Origin of the sequence: Mycobacterium lacus, assembly GCF_010731535.1 — a bacterium.
In the GTDB taxonomy this organism is placed as follows: domain Bacteria; phylum Actinomycetota; class Actinomycetes; order Mycobacteriales; family Mycobacteriaceae; genus Mycobacterium; species Mycobacterium lacus.
The window spans coordinates 4,200,496-4,216,563 of sequence record NZ_AP022581.1 but is presented as its reverse complement, the minus strand read 5'-3'; the positions used below and the strand labels follow the sequence as shown (position 1 = coordinate 4,216,563).

At 65.1% G+C, this 16,068-nt stretch carries 14 protein-coding genes and 1 pseudogene; 5 read left to right on the top strand and 10 right to left on the bottom strand.

Annotation, left to right across the window (positions count from 1 at the left end; translation table 11 throughout):
- Positions 1-7: 7 nt before the first annotated feature.
- Together G6N24_RS19435 and G6N24_RS24935 are read right to left on the bottom strand one after the other, a co-directional pair.
- Positions 8-1,300 (bottom strand): DUF3068 domain-containing protein, encoded by a 1,293-nt coding sequence (locus G6N24_RS19435; protein ID WP_085159917.1) that lies wholly within the window; start codon positions 1,298-1,300, stop codon positions 8-10.
- Positions 1,297-1,374, bottom strand: a pseudogene (locus tag G6N24_RS24935) (hypothetical protein); the annotation flags it as partial. The pseudogene G6N24_RS24935 and the gene G6N24_RS19435, both read right to left, overlap by 4 nt.
- A 186-nt stretch (positions 1,375-1,560) precedes the next feature.
- On the opposite strand from G6N24_RS24935, the gene G6N24_RS19430 reads away from it, so the two are divergent.
- Positions 1,561-2,733 carry an acyltransferase family protein gene (locus tag G6N24_RS19430; protein WP_085159919.1) on the top strand — a complete coding sequence of 391 codons (1,173 nt, stop codon included), beginning with the start codon at positions 1,561-1,563 and terminating at the stop codon, positions 2,731-2,733.
- Between the two features lie 3 nt (positions 2,734-2,736).
- Here G6N24_RS19430 and G6N24_RS19425 read toward each other — a convergent pair whose 3' ends face one another.
- The 6 genes from G6N24_RS19425 to G6N24_RS19400 are packed head-to-tail and all read right to left on the bottom strand — an operon-like array spanning position 2,737 to position 8,435.
- Positions 2,737-3,714 (bottom strand): phosphotriesterase family protein, encoded by a 978-nt coding sequence (locus tag G6N24_RS19425; RefSeq protein ID WP_085159921.1) that lies wholly within the window; start codon positions 3,712-3,714, stop codon positions 2,737-2,739.
- A 43-nt stretch (positions 3,715-3,757) separates the two neighbouring features.
- The gene (locus tag G6N24_RS19420; RefSeq protein WP_085159923.1) at positions 3,758-4,447 is read right to left on the bottom strand and encodes a class I SAM-dependent methyltransferase; all 690 of its coding nucleotides are present in this window, start codon (positions 4,445-4,447) and stop codon (positions 3,758-3,760) included.
- 15 nt (positions 4,448-4,462) lie between these two features.
- Entirely contained in the window at positions 4,463-5,701 is a 1,239-nt protein-coding gene (locus tag G6N24_RS19415; protein WP_211278716.1) for an ATP-grasp domain-containing protein, read from the bottom strand.
- Positions 5,702-5,733: 32 nt separating this feature from the next.
- Complete coding sequence (locus tag G6N24_RS19410) at positions 5,734-6,258, bottom strand: MaoC/PaaZ C-terminal domain-containing protein (protein WP_085159996.1); 525 nt, start codon at positions 6,256-6,258, stop codon at positions 5,734-5,736.
- A gap of 18 nt (positions 6,259-6,276) precedes the next feature.
- The gene (locus G6N24_RS19405) at positions 6,277-7,131 is read right to left on the bottom strand and encodes an HpcH/HpaI aldolase/citrate lyase family protein (protein WP_232070827.1); all 855 of its coding nucleotides are present in this window, start codon (positions 7,129-7,131) and stop codon (positions 6,277-6,279) included.
- 44 nt (positions 7,132-7,175) lie between these two features.
- Positions 7,176-8,435, bottom strand: coding sequence for an aminotransferase class I/II-fold pyridoxal phosphate-dependent enzyme (locus G6N24_RS19400; protein WP_085159929.1), 1,260 nt, complete (start codon positions 8,433-8,435; stop codon positions 7,176-7,178).
- Between the two features lie 246 nt (positions 8,436-8,681).
- Between G6N24_RS19400 and G6N24_RS19395 the strand changes: the two genes are divergently transcribed.
- The 4 genes from G6N24_RS19395 (at position 8,682) to G6N24_RS19380 (ending at position 13,066) form a co-directional block, all read left to right on the top strand.
- Entirely contained in the window at positions 8,682-9,782 is a 1,101-nt protein-coding gene (locus G6N24_RS19395; protein WP_139822366.1) for a hypothetical protein, read from the top strand.
- Entirely contained in the window at positions 9,664-11,382 is a 1,719-nt protein-coding gene (locus G6N24_RS19390) for an acyl-CoA dehydrogenase family protein (RefSeq protein WP_085159933.1), read from the top strand. The genes G6N24_RS19395 and G6N24_RS19390 overlap by 119 nt, the downstream gene beginning before the upstream one ends.
- A 74-nt stretch (positions 11,383-11,456) precedes the next feature.
- Positions 11,457-12,131, top strand: a complete 675-nt coding sequence (locus G6N24_RS19385) for a TetR/AcrR family transcriptional regulator (protein ID WP_085159998.1) — start codon at positions 11,457-11,459, stop codon at positions 12,129-12,131.
- Positions 12,128-13,066: a R2-like ligand-binding oxidase gene (locus G6N24_RS19380; protein WP_085159935.1), complete on the top strand. Its 939-nt coding sequence runs from the start codon at positions 12,128-12,130 to the stop codon at positions 13,064-13,066. Before G6N24_RS19385 ends, G6N24_RS19380 begins: the two co-directional genes overlap by 4 nt.
- A gap of 67 nt (positions 13,067-13,133) precedes the next feature.
- Here the strand turns inward: G6N24_RS19380 and G6N24_RS19375 are convergent, their stop codons facing one another.
- On the bottom strand, positions 13,134-14,507 hold the full coding sequence (locus G6N24_RS19375; protein ID WP_085160000.1) for an NADP-dependent succinic semialdehyde dehydrogenase: 1,374 nt from the start codon (positions 14,505-14,507) through the stop codon (positions 13,134-13,136).
- A gap of 91 nt (positions 14,508-14,598) precedes the next feature.
- Positions 14,599-16,035: a lipase maturation factor family protein gene (locus G6N24_RS19370; RefSeq protein ID WP_085159937.1), complete on the bottom strand. Its 1,437-nt coding sequence runs from the start codon at positions 16,033-16,035 to the stop codon at positions 14,599-14,601.
- Positions 16,036-16,068 lie beyond the last annotated feature (33 nt).

Genomic DNA, 16,068 nt, shown 5'->3' with positions numbered 1-16,068 from the left:
CGCTCGGTTAGGTCCGTCCGGGCGGGCCGGGGGGACCCGGTGGAGTTGGCTCGGGTGGCCCGTGATCCGGTGCGGACCCGGCCGAACCAAGTTGACGGGGACCCGAATCGGCCTCGTGCCGGTCAGGGCGTTGAGTGGGTAGCTTCTCGGTCTCGGCTTCCGCGCCCGGCACCGGCGGCTCGAGCCCGGCGCGGCGGAGGAAATCGGTGTCGTCGCGGTCCAGGCCGGGATCGATCAACGCGCTCTCGGTGCGCAGGCTGAACGAGGCGAGCAATCCCCCGCCGACCAATGCGATCAGGCCCGTCGCCGTGAACGTGATCGGCAGCACCCGTGACCACAGCGCCAGCCGGTCGCGCTCGTCGCGGGCCGCGTTCACCTGCGATTCGACCGTCTCTTCCGTCGAGGTGACCTTGTAGTCGACCAGCGTCACCTCCGGCTTCAGCGGGTCGCGGGCGAAGTAGTGGTTGGCGTGCTCGGTCTCCTTGACGATGGTGCCCGACACCGGGTCCACCCAGAAGGTCCGCTGCGCGGCGTAATAGCGGGTCATGGTGATCTGCTCGTTCGGATCGCCACCTTGCAGGCCCCACATCGCCGCCGACGCGGTGACTTTGCCGTCCTCATCCCCGGGGTACAGCGACGGGTACCTGACGGGGGCCACCAACTTCCCGTCGGAGTTGTAGCCGACGGTCTGTGTGAAGCGGTACGTCGTCAAACCGTTGACGTCGTCCTCGCTTTCGTAGTTGACGTCAAACGCCTTCTGTGCGATCGGATCGAAATAGGGATATGTCTTCTTCTCGGTGTGGAACGGGAAGCAGTAGGACAGGCCCTCGTGTCGCAACGGGATCGCGGTCGGCGGGCTTTCGTCGTTGAAACCACGCGGTTTCTGTACCGAACCACCAGTGTGCGTGTCATCGGAAACGGCCATCGCCGTCTTCCGGTTGAGGGTGACGGTGTCGACGATCGCGAGCAGCAGACCGCTGTCCTTCTGTTTATCGGTGCGCCGGACCGACGCTCCGACCTGCAGCGTGACGACATCGGCGTTGGCCGGCGACTCGACGCTGACCTGCTGCTGAGACACCAGCGGCACGTTCGGATTGATGACGATATGGTCCCCGGACAGTGACGCCGTGTCCAGTGCGCTTCCGCTGCCGTCGCTGATCAGCGTGGCGTCGATGTCGAGCGGGATCTTGGTGATCCTGCTGCTGGTATAGGTCGACAGCAGCAGCGCGGCGATGAGCAGGGCAGCACCGAGTCCGAGGATCCCGCATGCGGCCATTCGCAACATGACTGCCCGGTTCATGTGCGCCGCTCCTCCTCATCGCTTCCGCCGCCGCAAGCGGGCGGTACCCCCACTGCATCGTCGCCGGCGCGGTTCACGTTGCGGTGACCTCCTTCTGGTCCAAGAAATCGACGGTCGCGACCCGCTCCGACCCGACCAAGCAGCGCGGCAAACCCGTTTGACCCTAACAGCAGAATGCAAAGCCCCGACGGACGAACCCATCGCCTTCACCGGGCGATTCGGTGGTCCCGATACGTCCGCCAACGCATCGCAGGCAAACTGTGGTCGTGACCGACAGCCAGCAGGTGGGTGGGACCCGTGGCTTTCTGCCCGCCGTCGAGGGTATGCGTGCCTGCGCGGCTACCGGCGTGGTCGTCACGCATGTCGCTTTCCAGACCGGGCACTCCACCGGCGTCGCGGGCCGGCTGTTCGGCCGCTTCGACCTGGCCGTGGCGGTGTTCTTCGCGCTGTCGGGCTTCCTGTTGTGGCGCGGACACGCCGCGGCGGCACGAGATCTCGGGTCGCGCCCGCGCACCGGGCGCTACCTGCGGTCGCGGGTGGTCCGCATCATGCCGGCCTACGTGGTCGCGGTGGTGGTCATCCTGTCCCTGCTGCCCGACGCTGATCACGCCGGCCTGACCGTGTGGCTGGCGAACCTGACGCTCACCCAGATCTATGTGCCGCTGACCCTGACCGGCGGCCTCACCCAGATGTGGAGCCTGGCCGTCGAGGTCGGCTTCTATTTGGCATTGCCCATTCTGGCGTTGCTCGCCCGCCGTATCCCGGTGGGCGCCCGGGTGCCGGCGATCGCCGCGCTGGGGGCCCTCAGCTGGGCCTGGGGTTGGGTGCCTTTGGGGCATGCCGGGTCGGGGATCAACCCGCTGAACTGGCCGCCCGCATTTTTCTCCTGGTTCGCCGCGGGCATGTTGCTGGCCGAGTGGGTCCACAGCCCGATCGGGTTGGCCCACCGGCTGGCCCGGCGGCGTGTGTTGATTGCCGTGGCGGCCGTGTTGGCCTACCTGGTGGCGGCTTCCCCGCTGGCCGGACCGGAGGGGCTGATTCCGGGCACTGCCACGCAATTCGCGGTGAAGACCGCGATGGGTTCGCTGGTGGCGTTCGCGCTGGTGGCGCCGCTGGTGCTGGACCGGCCCGACACGGCGCACCGGTTCCTGGGCGGCACCGCCATGGTGACCCTAGGGCGCTGGTCGTATGGCCTGTTCATCTGGCACCTGGCCGCGCTGGCGATGGTGTTCCCGGTGATCGGCACCTTCCCGTTTAGCGGGCGGATGCCGACGGTGTTGGTGTTGACCCTGGTCTTCGGTTTCGCGATCGCCGCCGTCAGTTACGCGCTGGTCGAGTCGCCCTGCCGGGAAGCGTTGCGCGGCTGGGAGAAACGCGTGAAGCCGGCCGAGCTGCGACGCGCGGATCGGGAGGCGGACGCGATCGCGCCCTGACGGTTAATAGCCGCCCTGCCGCTCGAAGATGCGCCGCGGGTTGTCCACGAGCATGGTGTGCAGCTGCTCGTCGGTGACCCCACGCTCCTTCAGCGCCGGAATCACGTCGTTGTGGATGTGCAGGTAATGCCAATTGGGGGCGGCCACCGCCACCAGCTCCTCTGGCAGCGCATCGAAATAGCAGTTGGCGTCGTGCGAGAGCACCATCTTGTCGGCATGGCCGCGCTCACACATTTGCGCCACGATGTTCACGCGGTCCTCGAACGGTGAGATCACGTCGATGCCGAACCGGTCCATCCCGAGGTAGGAGCCGTTCGCGATGAGCTCCTCCAGATAGCCGACGTCGGTGCTGTCGCCCGAGTGCCCGATGATCACCCGGCTCAGGTCCACGCCTTCCTCGGCGAAGATGCGTTGCTGCTCGAGCCCGCGCCGCAGCCCGGCGTGGGTGTGCGTGGAGATCGGCACCCCGGTGCGCTTGTGCGCCTGGGCGACGGCGCGCAGCACCCGCTCGACGCCCGGGGTGACCCCGGGTTCGTCGGTGGCGCACTTGAGGATTCCCGCCTTGATGCCGGTGTCGGCGATGCCCTGCTCGATGTCGCGGACGAACATGTCGGTCATGATCTCCGGGCCGTCGAGCATGCCGCCCGGTCCCAGGTAGTGGAAATAGAACGGCACGTCGTTGTAGGTGTACAGGCCGGTCGCGACGACGATGTTGAGCTCGGTGGCCGACGCGACGCGGGCGATGCGGGGGATATAGCGGCCCAGCCCGATGACGGTGAGGTCGACGATGGTGTCCACGCCGCGGGCCTTCAGCTCGCCCAGCCGGGTGATCGCGTCAGCCACCCGCCGTTCCTCGTCGCCCCAGGCTTCCGGATAGTTCTGCGCGATCTCCGTGGTCATGATGAACACGTGCTCGTGCATGAGCGTCACGCCGAGATCAGCGGTATCGATGGGTCCGCGGGCGGTATTTAGCACTGGCACGCAACCGATGCTAGGTCGATGCGGCGGTAAACCAACAGGGCTGTTAGCGGTGGCGCTCCACTTCGAGCCATTCCGTTGATTCGGGAGTGTTGTTCAGCAACCGCAATCCCGCATCGTTGAGTCCGTGTCGGAGTTCCTCAACTGTGAGCACCTCGAGATGAAAGCATTGCCGCAATTCCGATTCGTCGACGAGCAACGCATATTCGCCGTCGACGAGCCCGTCTGAATTTCGGTGGATCGTCACGCGGACCGTCACGTCGCCGATCGTTTTAGATTCCGTCCAGCCTGAGGGCCGTGCGGCCCAGTAGGGCGGCGGTTTCCACTGGATGATGGCCTTGCCCGTCGGTTTGAGATGGTGTGCTAACGAGCCGAGCACCGCCCGTCGAAGGTCATCGCCCCGGTAGTGAATCAGGTTGGTTGCCAACAGGACTGCATCGAACCGCTCGGCGAGCTGCAGGTCCTCGATGCGGGCGCGCACGGGCCGCGCGTGCCGAACTTGGGCGAGCATGAGGTCGGAGTCGTCGACCGCGGTGACGTGGTGGCCGAACTCAACGAGCGGGTCGGCGATCCGTCCGGTGCCGGCGCCGAGTTCCAGCACCGAGCTCTGTGGTTGCAGAAGGGCGTGGATCTGCTCGGGCTCGCCCGTCGGCGGCATGCGACGGTAGAGCTCGATGAGGCTTCCGTCGTCCGTCCGCTCGTTGTCCGTGTCGAGCTGGCAGTAACACTGCGGCATCAAAGATTCCCTTTTTTAGGCAAGCTCGTAAAAGCTCACGCCGTCGAGGTAACGCAGCGTCCAGAGATCGCGAGCCACTAGTTCGCCGACCTCGTGCACCAGCGTGACGAAGATCGGGTAGGTCAGGTCGTCGGTGGTTAGCGTCAGTTGTTGCCCGGGATTAACCCGCACCTGCATGTCGTGGAAGCTCTCGAGCTCCTTAATGGCCTCCAGGCTGTGATAGGAGATCAGCGTGCCGCTGCCGGGGGCGACCATGGTTGCTCGCGCGACGTGTTGGTGGAGGTCGTACGGCCGCCCACTGTTTCGGGCGAATGTCTCGGGTCGCACGTAGGCGTCCACCGTCCAGTCAATCTGCGACCGTCCGGTGCCCATGCGGGCACCCTCAGGAAGGTTGGCACCCGCTATTCGCGCTCCCACTTCGACCAGGCACGGTCCATTCGGCGTCATCTTGATCTCGGCATGCGCCGCACCGTGCCGGATTCCGAGGGCGTCGAGCACGGCCCGCGCGTAGGCAACCAGCTCGTCCTGCACCTCCCCCGTCGCCAGCAGCAGCCGCCAGGCAACCAGGAGGTCAGGAATACCGTTTGCGCTGATGCGATGGGACTCCCAGATGTCGCACACCTGGTGCACCCCGTCGCGGCTGACCGTGTCGACCGTGTATTCCATGCCGATGAGGCACTCCTGCGCGACGACGCCGTCATTGCACTGCGACAGGATGTTTTCCCGCCCGTTAAGGCGCCGGAAGGCTTGCACGGCATCCTCTGGGTTGCGGCACCAGGTGACGCCGTCGTTGGCGGCACTGCGCAGTGGCTTGACGATGACCGTGCCGCCAACTTCGTTGTGCCAGTTGCGGAGTTGGTCCTCGTCTGCCACCAGGATCTGCCGGGCTCCCCGCAAGCCTTGCTGTTTAATTCGCTCGACCATCAGGTACTTGTCGCGCCGAGCTCGGCTCAGCGCTGTCCCGTTGGTCGGTGCGCCCGTGATCGGGTGGAGGGCTTCGCTCAGCGCGTCGGCCAGTTCCACGCCCGGTTCGGTGCCGGCCACCACTGCAACAGGGCCGAAGGGCATCAGCGCTGCCAGCGTCGCCCCTAAGTCGCCGCCGTGCACGATGTCGACCGGGTAAGGGTATCGATCCGGTTGACCACGTAAACCTGTCGGCGCCTCAGGGGTGCTCTGCACCCGCAACGGGGTATACCCCGCGTCTTGAAAGCCTTGGGCCAGTTCGGATCCGACGGTGCCATAGCTGTCGACCAAGACGACATGACGCCCTACGTTGCTCTCCAACGTCAGTACCCGGCCTGGTCTTCGAGATCGTGTTCGCGAGTCGGCAGCAGGAACGTACGTTGGCAGGTCAGAAACAGCGTGCCGTCCGCCTTGACGCCACGCGTAGCGCAGCTGACTATGCCTTGACTCGGGCGGGATTTCGACAGGCGCTTGTCCAGGTACTCGGTTTCGGCATAAATGGTGTCTCCGACGAACACCGGGGCAACAAGTCGGATATGGTCCCAGCCCAGGTTGGCGAGGCCCTTGGCACTGGTGCTTGGAACGCTCATGCCCGAGACGATCGACAACGTCACAAGACTCGACACCAAAGGGCGCTTCCATTCGGTCTTTTCGCAGTAGACATTGTCAATGTGCAACGGATGCAGGTTATGTGCCAGCAATGACATCCAAATGTTGTCGGCCTCAGTCAGCGTGCGGCCCGGACGATGCTCGATGATGGTCCCAACCTCGATATCTTCGTATACCAGGCCGCGTGACTCTCGCCAGCGCCGATCGCCAACCTTCTTATACGAACGCACTTGATCCATGGCCAATCCCATCCACTACTAGACGACCCGGCAAGTCTGTGAGCGCGGCGGCTTAAAGTTTTGTGCGTCAAGTGCTTTGGCCCGACGCAGGAGACGCCGCGCCGCGGCGACCATGGGCGGACCAACCATCTGCCCGTCGAGTACACCGATCGCCCGAGACCCTCCCTCCGCCATGTCGATAATGCGGCGAGCGTGTTCCACCTCTGCCGGCAACGGTGTAAAGGCGTCATTGATCACCGCCACCTGCCGAGGATGCACCGCGGCCTTGCCTTGGAAGCCGAGCTCGCGCGACCGGTTCACATCTATCTTGAGGGCGAGGTCGCTGCTCAGGTCGAAAGTGGGCGCGTCGATTGCCGGGATACCGGCCGCGGCGGCGGCCGCGACGATACGCGAACGGGCATAAAGCAGGGGCTCCCACTCCATTGATATGCCTAGCTCGGCGGCGATGTCAGCGGCTCCGAAAACCAGTGCGCGCACCCGTGGCGTGGCGGTGGCGATCTCCTCGACCGAGGCGAGGCCGGCCGCCGTTTCGATCGTTGCCAGGAATGCGATGTTGCCATGCTGCTTACCCAGCATGTCCTGCAGCATGAGCAGATCGTGCGCACCGGTGACCTTCGGAACCAGCAGCGCGTCGGGCTGGATGGCTCCGTACGCGAGCGCCAGGATGTCGCGCAAACCGTCGGTGGTGCGCATGCTGTTGATCCTCAGGGCGCGAACGCACCCGGTTGAGGGCCCGTCGAACATCTGCGACGCGCGGCGACGAGCGTCCGCGCGCTGGGCGGGTGGCACCGAGTCCTCGAGATCCAGCGTGCATACGTCGGCGCCTGATTGTAGGGCCGTTTGGTACTGGCGCGGATTGACCGCACTCGTCATCAGCATGGTGCGAAACACGCACGGCTGATTCGACATTGGGTGATTCACGGTGAAACACCAACAAGATTATGGGATTGCGCCGCCACCAACTCATTGACGGTCTTACAGAAACTGCGGATGTCTTCCGGATCGTTGTCCGCGCGCAGCATGATTCGAAGTCCCGCTTGGCCTTTGGCCGTTACAGGGAAAAAGACCGCCGAGGTGTAGAAGCCGCATTCCAGAATTCGACTGGACAGACCGATCGCTTTGGATTCGGCGCCGATCTCGATAAGCCGGATAGCGGTGTTCAGACCCGCTTGCGGGGTGGAAATCAGACTGTCGAACAGAGCCGCATTCTGGCGCAGCTGCTGCTGCCGCTGCGCCAGCTCGGGTGAATTGTGTACCCGCACCGAACCCAGGCAGCCACCGATCGTGGGCCCGTTCTGCGGCTGGGACCAAGCCAGCGGTCCGCCAAAGCGCATCAGCACGTCGTGGTGCTTCTCGTTGCCCAACATGATGACGCCCCCGGTGGCGCCGAAGCCCTTCCCGAGCGAGCCCACAATGACGGTCAGCGGGTTGAGCTCCTCGGGCATCATGGACCGCACGATTCCTTCGCCCCGCGCGCCGTACATGGCCAACGAGTGCGAGTCGTCGAAGAAGAGGAACAAGCCGTAGCGGTCTTGCAACTCCATCAGCTCTTTCACCGGCGCGACGCCGCCCAGTGAGTAGGCGCCGTCGGCGACGTAGGCCACCCGCTTGTGCTTCTTGCACATGTCCTCGAGATAGTTGAGGTCGTTGTGTGGGCAGGTGAAGACAGGCGCTTCGTCGGCGCAGATGGGCTTGATGTAGTTGAGCGAGAAGTGGCTGTGCTTGTCGAACACCATGACGCGCGGCTCTCCGTCGTCGGTCAGGTGCCCCGAGGAGATCAGCGGCAGCACGGCGGCGCTGGCCACCGATGCGGAAATTGCGGCGACGCTGCGAGCACGATACAGGGCCGAGAGTCCGGCTTCGAGCTCGTCGAGCATGGAGAAACGGATGCGCAGGCGCGAGACGGGCAACGCGAACGTCTGCTCCGAATCAATCGCCGTGCGTGCGCCTTCCAGAACCCACGGATGAGAATGCAGTCCCAGGTAGGAACACGACACCATGTTGATGAAGCGATGACCGTCGCGCTGCCGCTCCAGGCGGTCGTTGCCGACATAGCGGACGCTGTTGTCCAGCAGGTAGTTATCGGCCGCGGCCTGCCACGCCGGATTGCCGACGTCGACGGCTCTGGCGTTGTTGCGAAATCGGTGTGTCGCGGTCTGCTCGTTCAGGTCCGTCAACGGATCTCCTTCAAAGGCGCGTGTCCACGGATCCTGAGCTTCACTGCCCGCGGAGCTTTCATCACCTTCAGGGTAGAAAAATTCAGCGTGTGCGGGCCTCCACTGATCGGTTAGCCGAGTTATTTACATAGCTGTCCCCTGATTGGGGGACATCGGCGCATGCGGTATTCATCCCTTCCAGTGGCCGCTCAGCCGACAGACAGCGCCGCCTCCTGACGGCAGTGTTATCCCTATGGTGATCACCTGATGCCCTGGGTTGCCCTCATCGTCGGTAACGGCTTGCATGCAGTGATTACGGCGCTATTGGGGTTGTCGATGATCACTCCGGCAGACAGCCTGCTGATCTTGGCGATCGCCGCGGCCGCCTGCGCGCTGCTCGGAGCCGTAGCGACTCGGAGAAACGCGGCTTCAGTTGCCGGAACCGGCGTGTCCGTCACCGGCACCTTGGGCTGGTTGAACTTGTGGACCGCGGTCACGTTCGTCGCCTTCTTCTTGGGCGTGGCGGTCTACGGCGCGGTGGTCGTATTCACACTGGGAGCCTCGTTGGCTCCCCTTGCGGTGACGGCCTGGTCGGGTTTTCAGGCAAGTCGTGGCGATGCCACGACGCGGCCCAGTGCCGCTCAATGGTGGGCGGTCGGCCTTCTTGCTGTGTTGGGCAGTTCGCTGGTGGCGGCGCAGGCTGATTCGGATTCCCGCGGCATCGGGGCGCTGCTGGTTGCGTCGGTGCTGGGCGTCATCGACGGCTTTGCGGCCGGCGGGGTGGCCATCGTTTCCCGCGGCTTGGGGTCCAACGGAATCAGTGTCTGGCAGGTGATGGCTCACCGCTACTACGCCACGGTGGTTGTGGCCGGCGTAACCTTGCTCATCCTGGTCCCGTCCGGATTGCTTGCCGCGCCCAGGATGTCGGTCGGCATGTCGATCGGAGCCGCGTTCGCTTCTCTGGTAGTGCCGTTCTTCTTGATGCAGTACGCCATTCAGCGATTGGCGCCGGTACTTGTGACTGGAACGCTGGCATTGATCCCGGCTATCGCACTCTTCGTCGAAATGGCAGACGGACGAGCGGTGAACTGGCCCGCTCTGTTGCTCGCATTGCTGATCGTGCCCGCCAGCCTTGCGATATTTGCCGCTCAACAGAAGCCAGTAGCAGTACCGCCGCCGTCACAGCCGCGCCAATGGCGTACCGTCTACGCTCGACCTTTTCCAAAGTCTCGTACTGGGAGCCACCGTCATGCTGCTCAATCCCAACAACCTGCAACGCAAATACCCCGACCAGCGCTCGGCGGAGATCATGGCTGCGACGGTCGAGTTCTTCGAGTCCAAGGGGAAGGCCCGGCTCAAGCACGATGATCACGAGCGGACGTGGTACTCCGACTTCCTGGACTTCGTCGGGCGGGAACGCATCTTCGCCGCCCTGCTGACGCCGGCCGCGTACGGCGCCTCGGATGATTGCCGTTGGGACACCTACCGGATCAGCGAGTTCGCCGAGATCATCGGCTTCTACGGGCTGAGCTACTGGTATCCCTTCCAGGTGACCGCCCTTGGCCTGGGCCCGATCTGGATGAGCGCCAACGAGGATGCCAAGCGCAAGGCCGCCGCGCAGCTCGAGGCCGGCGAGGTGTTCGCCTTTGGCCTGTCGGAACAGACCCACGGCGCCGACGTCTACCAGACCGACATGATCCTGACGCCGAATGAAGGCGGACGGACCGGCTGGATCGCCAATGGCGAGAAGTACTACATCGGCAACGCCAACGTGGCCCGGATGGTCTCCACGTTCGGCAAGATCGCTGGGAGCCCAGAAAGCCAGGAGTACGTCTTCTTCGTCGCCGACTCCCAGCACGAGCGCTACGACCTGATCAAGAACGTGGTGAATTCGCAGAATTACGTCGCCAATTACGCGCTGCGCGACTATCCGGTCACCGAGGCCGACATCTTGCACCGCGGCCCCGAGGCCTTCCACGCCGCCCTCAACACCGTCAACGTCTGCAAGTACAACCTGGGTTGGGGCTCCATCGGCATGTGCACCCACGCCCTGTACGAGTCGGTCACCCACGCGTCCAACCGCTACCTGTACGGGACCGTCGTCACCGACTTCAGCCACGTGCGGCGGCTGCTCACCGACGCCTATGTGCGCTTGGTTGCCATGAGGCTGGTCGCCACCCGGGCCAGCGACTACATGCGCAGCGCCTCGGCCGAAGACCGTCGCTACCTGCTGTACAGCCCGCTTACCAAGGCCAAGGTCACCAGCGAAGGCGAGCGAGTCATCACCGCCCTGTGGGATGTCATCGCCGCCAAGGGGGTGGAGAAGGACACCTTCTTCGAGACCGTGGCCCGGGAGATCGGGCTGCTGCCGCGGCTGGAGGGCACCGTCCACATCAACATCGGGCTGCTCGGCAAGTTCATGCCCAATTACCTGTTCGCCCCCGACGCCGCGCTGCCGCTGATCGGCCGCCGAGACGACGCTGCCGACGACACCTTCCTGTTCGCCCAGGGACCCACCGGTGGCCTGGGCAAGGTGCGCTTCCACGATTGGCGCGCGTCATTTGACACCTGCGCGCATCTGCCTAATGTCGCGCTGTTGCGCGAGCAGATCGACGTCCTCGCCGAGATGCTGGCCAGCGCTACCCCGGATGCGGTGCAGCAGAAGGACATCGACTTCGCCTTCGGCGTGGGGCAACTGTTTGCGACGGTGCCCTATGCCCAGCTCATCCTGGAGGAGGCGCCGCTGTCGGGTGTGGGCGAGCCGCTGATCGACGAGATCTTCGCGGTGCTGGTGCGGGACTTCAATGCCTATGCCGTCGAGCTGCACGACAAGTCCGCGACGACGGACGAGCAGGCCCGATTCGCGATGCGGATGATCCGCCGCCCAGGACACGACCCGGCGCGTTACGACCAGATCTGGAAGGACCACGTCCTACCGATCAACGGCGCTTACCAGATGCGCCCGTAAGCCCTACCGGCCCCTTGACTGTGAGCTAGCTCACCGTAGAATGACCAGTGGTCATCAACTCGCTAGGGGGCGTGATGCCGACGGTGACTTGGGCGCGCGTCGACCCGGCTCGGCGGGCCGCCGTCGTGGAAGCGGCGGAGGCCGAATTCGGGGCGCACGGGTTCTCCGGAGGCAGCCTGAACGTCATCGCCCGGCGCGCCCGCGTCGCCAAAGGTAGCCTGTTCCAGTACTTCGCGGACAAGCGCGACCTCTACGCCTACATCGCCGACATCGGCAGCCAGCGGGTGCGCTCCTACGTGGAGGACGTCATCCGCGAGCTCGACCCGAGCCGGCCATTCTTCGACTTCCTCACCGACCTGCTCGACGCCTGGGTCGCCTACTTCGCCGATCATCCGCGGGAACGTGCGCTGCACGCCGCGGCGACCATGGAGGTCGACACCGACGCGCGTGTCAGCGTGCAGACCGTCATTCACCGCCACTACCTGGAGGTGCTACGGCCGCTCGTGCGCGACGCGCACGCCCGGGGGGACCTGCGCGCCGATTCCGACACCGACGTGTTGTTGTCGCTGCTGCTGATGATCTTTCCGCACCTGGCGCTGGCTCCGTACGTGCGCGGCCTTGATCCGGTCCTCGGACTCGACGAGCCCACGCCGGAGCAGCCGGCGCTGGCGGTGCGCCGGCTCGTCGCGGTGCTCGCGGCCGCATTCTCGCCGCTGCCAGCCCCAATACGATCCGAGGAGGTCACATGACACGGACACGTTCAGGCTCGCTCGCCCGGGGCGGCCTCAACTGGGAGAGCCTGCCGTTGAAGCTGTTCGCCGGGGGAAACGCAAAGTTCTGGAATCCCGCCGATATTGACTTCTCCCGCGACGGGGCGGACTGGGAGAAGCTGTCGGATGTCGAACGCGACTATGCCACCCGGCTGTGCGCGCAGTTCATCGCCGGCGAGGAGGCGGTCACCGAGGACATCCAGCCGTTCATGGCCGCGATGCGGGCCGAGGGACGACTGGGCGACGAGATGTATCTCACGCAGTTCGCGTTCGAGGAGGCCAAACACACCCAGGTGTTCCGCATGTGGCTCGACGCCGTCGGGATGACCGACGACCTGCACGGCTATCTCGACGACCTGCCCGCCTACCGGCAGATGTTCTACGACGAATTGCCGGGTTGCCTCAACGCCCTGTCGACCGATCCCTCACCGGCGGCCCAAGTCCGGGCATCGGTCACGTACAACCACATCGTCGAAGGCATGCTGGCGCTCACCGGCTACTACGCCTGGCACAAGATCTGCGTTGAACGCGGAATTCTTCCCGGCATGCAGGAGCTGGTCCAGCGCATCAGTGACGATGAGCGACGCCACATGGCCTGGGGCACCTTCACGTGTCGGCGCCATGTCGCCGCCGACGATGCCAATTGGACGGTCTTCGAGACGCGGATGAACGAGCTCATCCCGCTGGCGCTGCGCCTCACCACGGACGGCTTCGCCCTTTACGGGGACCCGAAGCCCTTCGGCCTGGAGGAGGACGAATTCCTGCGGTACTCCACCGACAAGGGCATGCGCCGGTTTGGGACGATCTCCAGCGCCCGCGGCCGGCCGATCGGCGAGATCGACGTCGACTATTCGCCACTGCAGCTCGAGGACACCTTCGCCGACGAGGACCAGCGCGCGCTCGCTCGCGTTTAGTGGCGAACAGACGCAAAATCGCCCAAATCCCTGAGGATTTGGGCGATTTTGCGTCTCCTCGGCAGTGTCAGCCGATCCAGATGGTCTTGATGTTGCAGAATTCGCGGATCCCGTGGCTGGAGAGCTCTCGGCCATAGCCCGATCGCCTGACACCGCCGAACGGCAATTCCGGGAACGACGCGGTCATCCCGTTGATGAAGACCTGGCCGGCCACGATGTCGTCGATAAAGCGTCGTTGCTCGGCCTCGTCCCGCGTCCAGGCGTTGGATCCGAGGCCGAAGGTCGTGGCGTTGGCGATCTCGATGGCGTCGTCGATGTCGGCGGCCCGGAACACCGAGGCGACGGGGCCGAAGACTTCCTCGGTGTAGAGCGCCATGTCCCGGGTGATGTTGGTGATCACCGTCGGCGGGTAGAACCATCCCGGTCCGTCGGGGCGCTTGCCCCCACAGCGGATCACCGCGCCCGCCGCGGCCGCGTCGTCGACCTGCTTGGCCACCTCGTCGCGGCCCTGTTCGGTGGCCAGCGGACCCACGTCGGTGTCCGGGTCGGTCGGGTCGCCGACGTGCAGCGCCTCCATCTGCGCGACGAACCTGTCGACGAACTCGTCGTAGATGTCGGCGTGGGCGATGAACCGTTTGGCGGCGATGCAGGATTGGCCGTTGTTCTGCACCCGGCCGGTGACCGCGGTTTTGACCGCCGCGTCCAGGTCGGCCGACGGCATGACGATGAACGGGTCGCTGCCGCCGAGCTCCAGCACGGTGGGTTTGATCTCGTCGCCGGCGATGGCGCCGACGGATTGGCCGGCCGGTTCGCTGCCGGTGAGGGTGGCCGCGGCGACGCGCGGGTCGCGCAAGATTCGTTCGACGGTGCGGGCGGGGACCAGCAACGTCTGGAAGCAGCCGTCCGGGAAGCCGCCGCGCCCGATGACGTCGGCGAGGTACAACGCGCACTGCGGAACGTTCGACGCGTGCTTGAGGAGGCCGACGTTGCCCGCCATCAGCGCGGGAGCGGCGAACCGGACGGCCTGCCACAGCGGGAAATTCCACGGCATCACGGCCAGCACCACCCCGAGCGGTTGGTAACGGCTGTACGCCTTGGTAGCGCCGACCTTCGCGGCGTCGACCGGTTCGTCGGCGAGCAGCGCTTCGGCGTTCTCGGCATAGTAGCGGAAAGCCTTGGCGCACTTGAGAACTTCGGCTTTGGCCGCCTTCAGGGTCTTACCCATCTCGCACGTCATGATGGCGGCGGTTTGGTCGGCTTCGGCGTCCAGCAGGTCGGCGGTGGCATTCGCCCACTCGGCACGCTGGGCGAAGCTGGTGTGGCGGTAGTCGGTGAACCGCTCGTGTGCGCGGGTGATCGCCGCGTCGACTTCTTGGTCGGTCGCCGGGGTGAACGTCTTGATTGTCTCGCCGGTGGCGGGGTTGACAGTGGCGATGGGCACGCTGACCATCCTTCTTTTCGGGTCGATTTGTGAAACGTCCGGTACCCAGCCTGCCACTACTGTGGCCGGAGGGAAGGCCCACGTTGCGCACTCAACGAACGCCCGCCTGCAGCGTCATCGGCGACACATACCGACCGACCAGGGTCCGGTGCCACCACGCGTGGTCGCGCCGCAGCTCTTCGAGGGTGGTGAAGCGGTACTGGTAGAGCTGCGCGCGCACGTACCGGGGCGGGGATTCCGGGAAGGGGTTGTGCCGCAGCAGCCGTAGCGTCGGCGGATCGTTGCGCAGCAGCCGCGTCAGGAACGGCGTCATCCACGGCAACGCGTAGCCCGGCGAGATGGCGGCAAACCACATCAGCCAGTCCAACCGGAGATGGTAAGGCGCCCACTGCCGCGGCAGCCGGCGCAGACCGGTGGGCTTGCCCTTGAATTCGTATTCGTGCCAGACCGTCTCACTCGTGATCGTGGGTTCGTCGGTGCCTTCGATCACCACCTCCCGGCGGATGCGGCCGATGCTGCCGAAGGCCCCATAGGTGTTCACCAGATGAAATGGATTGAACGACATGTTCATTCGCTGATGGGAAGACACCATGTTGCGCGCCGGCCAGTAGCTCAGGAACACGATCACCACCGTCACCGCGATCACCGCGCCGGCAAACCACGTCGGCGGTCCCGACAGCGCCGGCCGACCGGGTATCGGCAGCAGCGCCGCCACCGATGACTGGTCGATCGCGCTGCACGCCAGCACGATCGTCAGCCAATTGAGCCAGGCGAAGTTTCCCGACGCCACCAGCCACAGTTGGGTGACGATGATGATCGCCGCGGCGATGCTTGCTCCCGGTTGCGGAGTGAACAAACCGAACGGCACGATTAGCTGGGCAAAATGGTTGCCCGCCACCTCAATCCGGTGCAGCGGCTTGGGCAGGTGATGGAAGAACCAGCTCAGCGGCCCCGGCATGGGCTGTGTTTCATGGTGGTAGTACAGGCACGTCAGATCGCGCCAGCACGAGTCGCCGCGCATCTTGATCAGCCCAGCGCCGAACTCGACCCGGAACACCAGCCAGCGCGCCAACCACATCGTCAGCACCGGCGGCGCGATCTGGGCGTTGCCCACGAACATCATCAGGAACCCCGTCTCCAACAGCAGGGACTCCCAGCCAAACCCGTACCACACCTGCCCCACGTTGACGATCGACAGGTAGAGCACCCACAGCGCCAGCCACATCAGCATCGCGGCCCACAGCGGCGCCAGGTCGGCGACACCGACCACAATCGCCGCCGACAACGTCGCGCCGAACCAGCAGAACCCCGCGAACAGGCGGTCGGAGTAGCGGTAGTGAAAGACACTCGGCGTTGCCCAGAAGGACCGCCCGGCCAAATACCGCGGCACGGGCAGCATTCCGCGCTCGCCGATGAGTGCGCGGAATTGGGTGGCGGCCGCGACGAACGCGATCAGGTAGATGGCCGCGACGCCACGCTCGAGCACCAATCTGCTCAGCCAATATTCGGGTGCGGAAAACCATCCCATGGCCGCAACTCCTCGGACGCTGGCGGTCTCCAG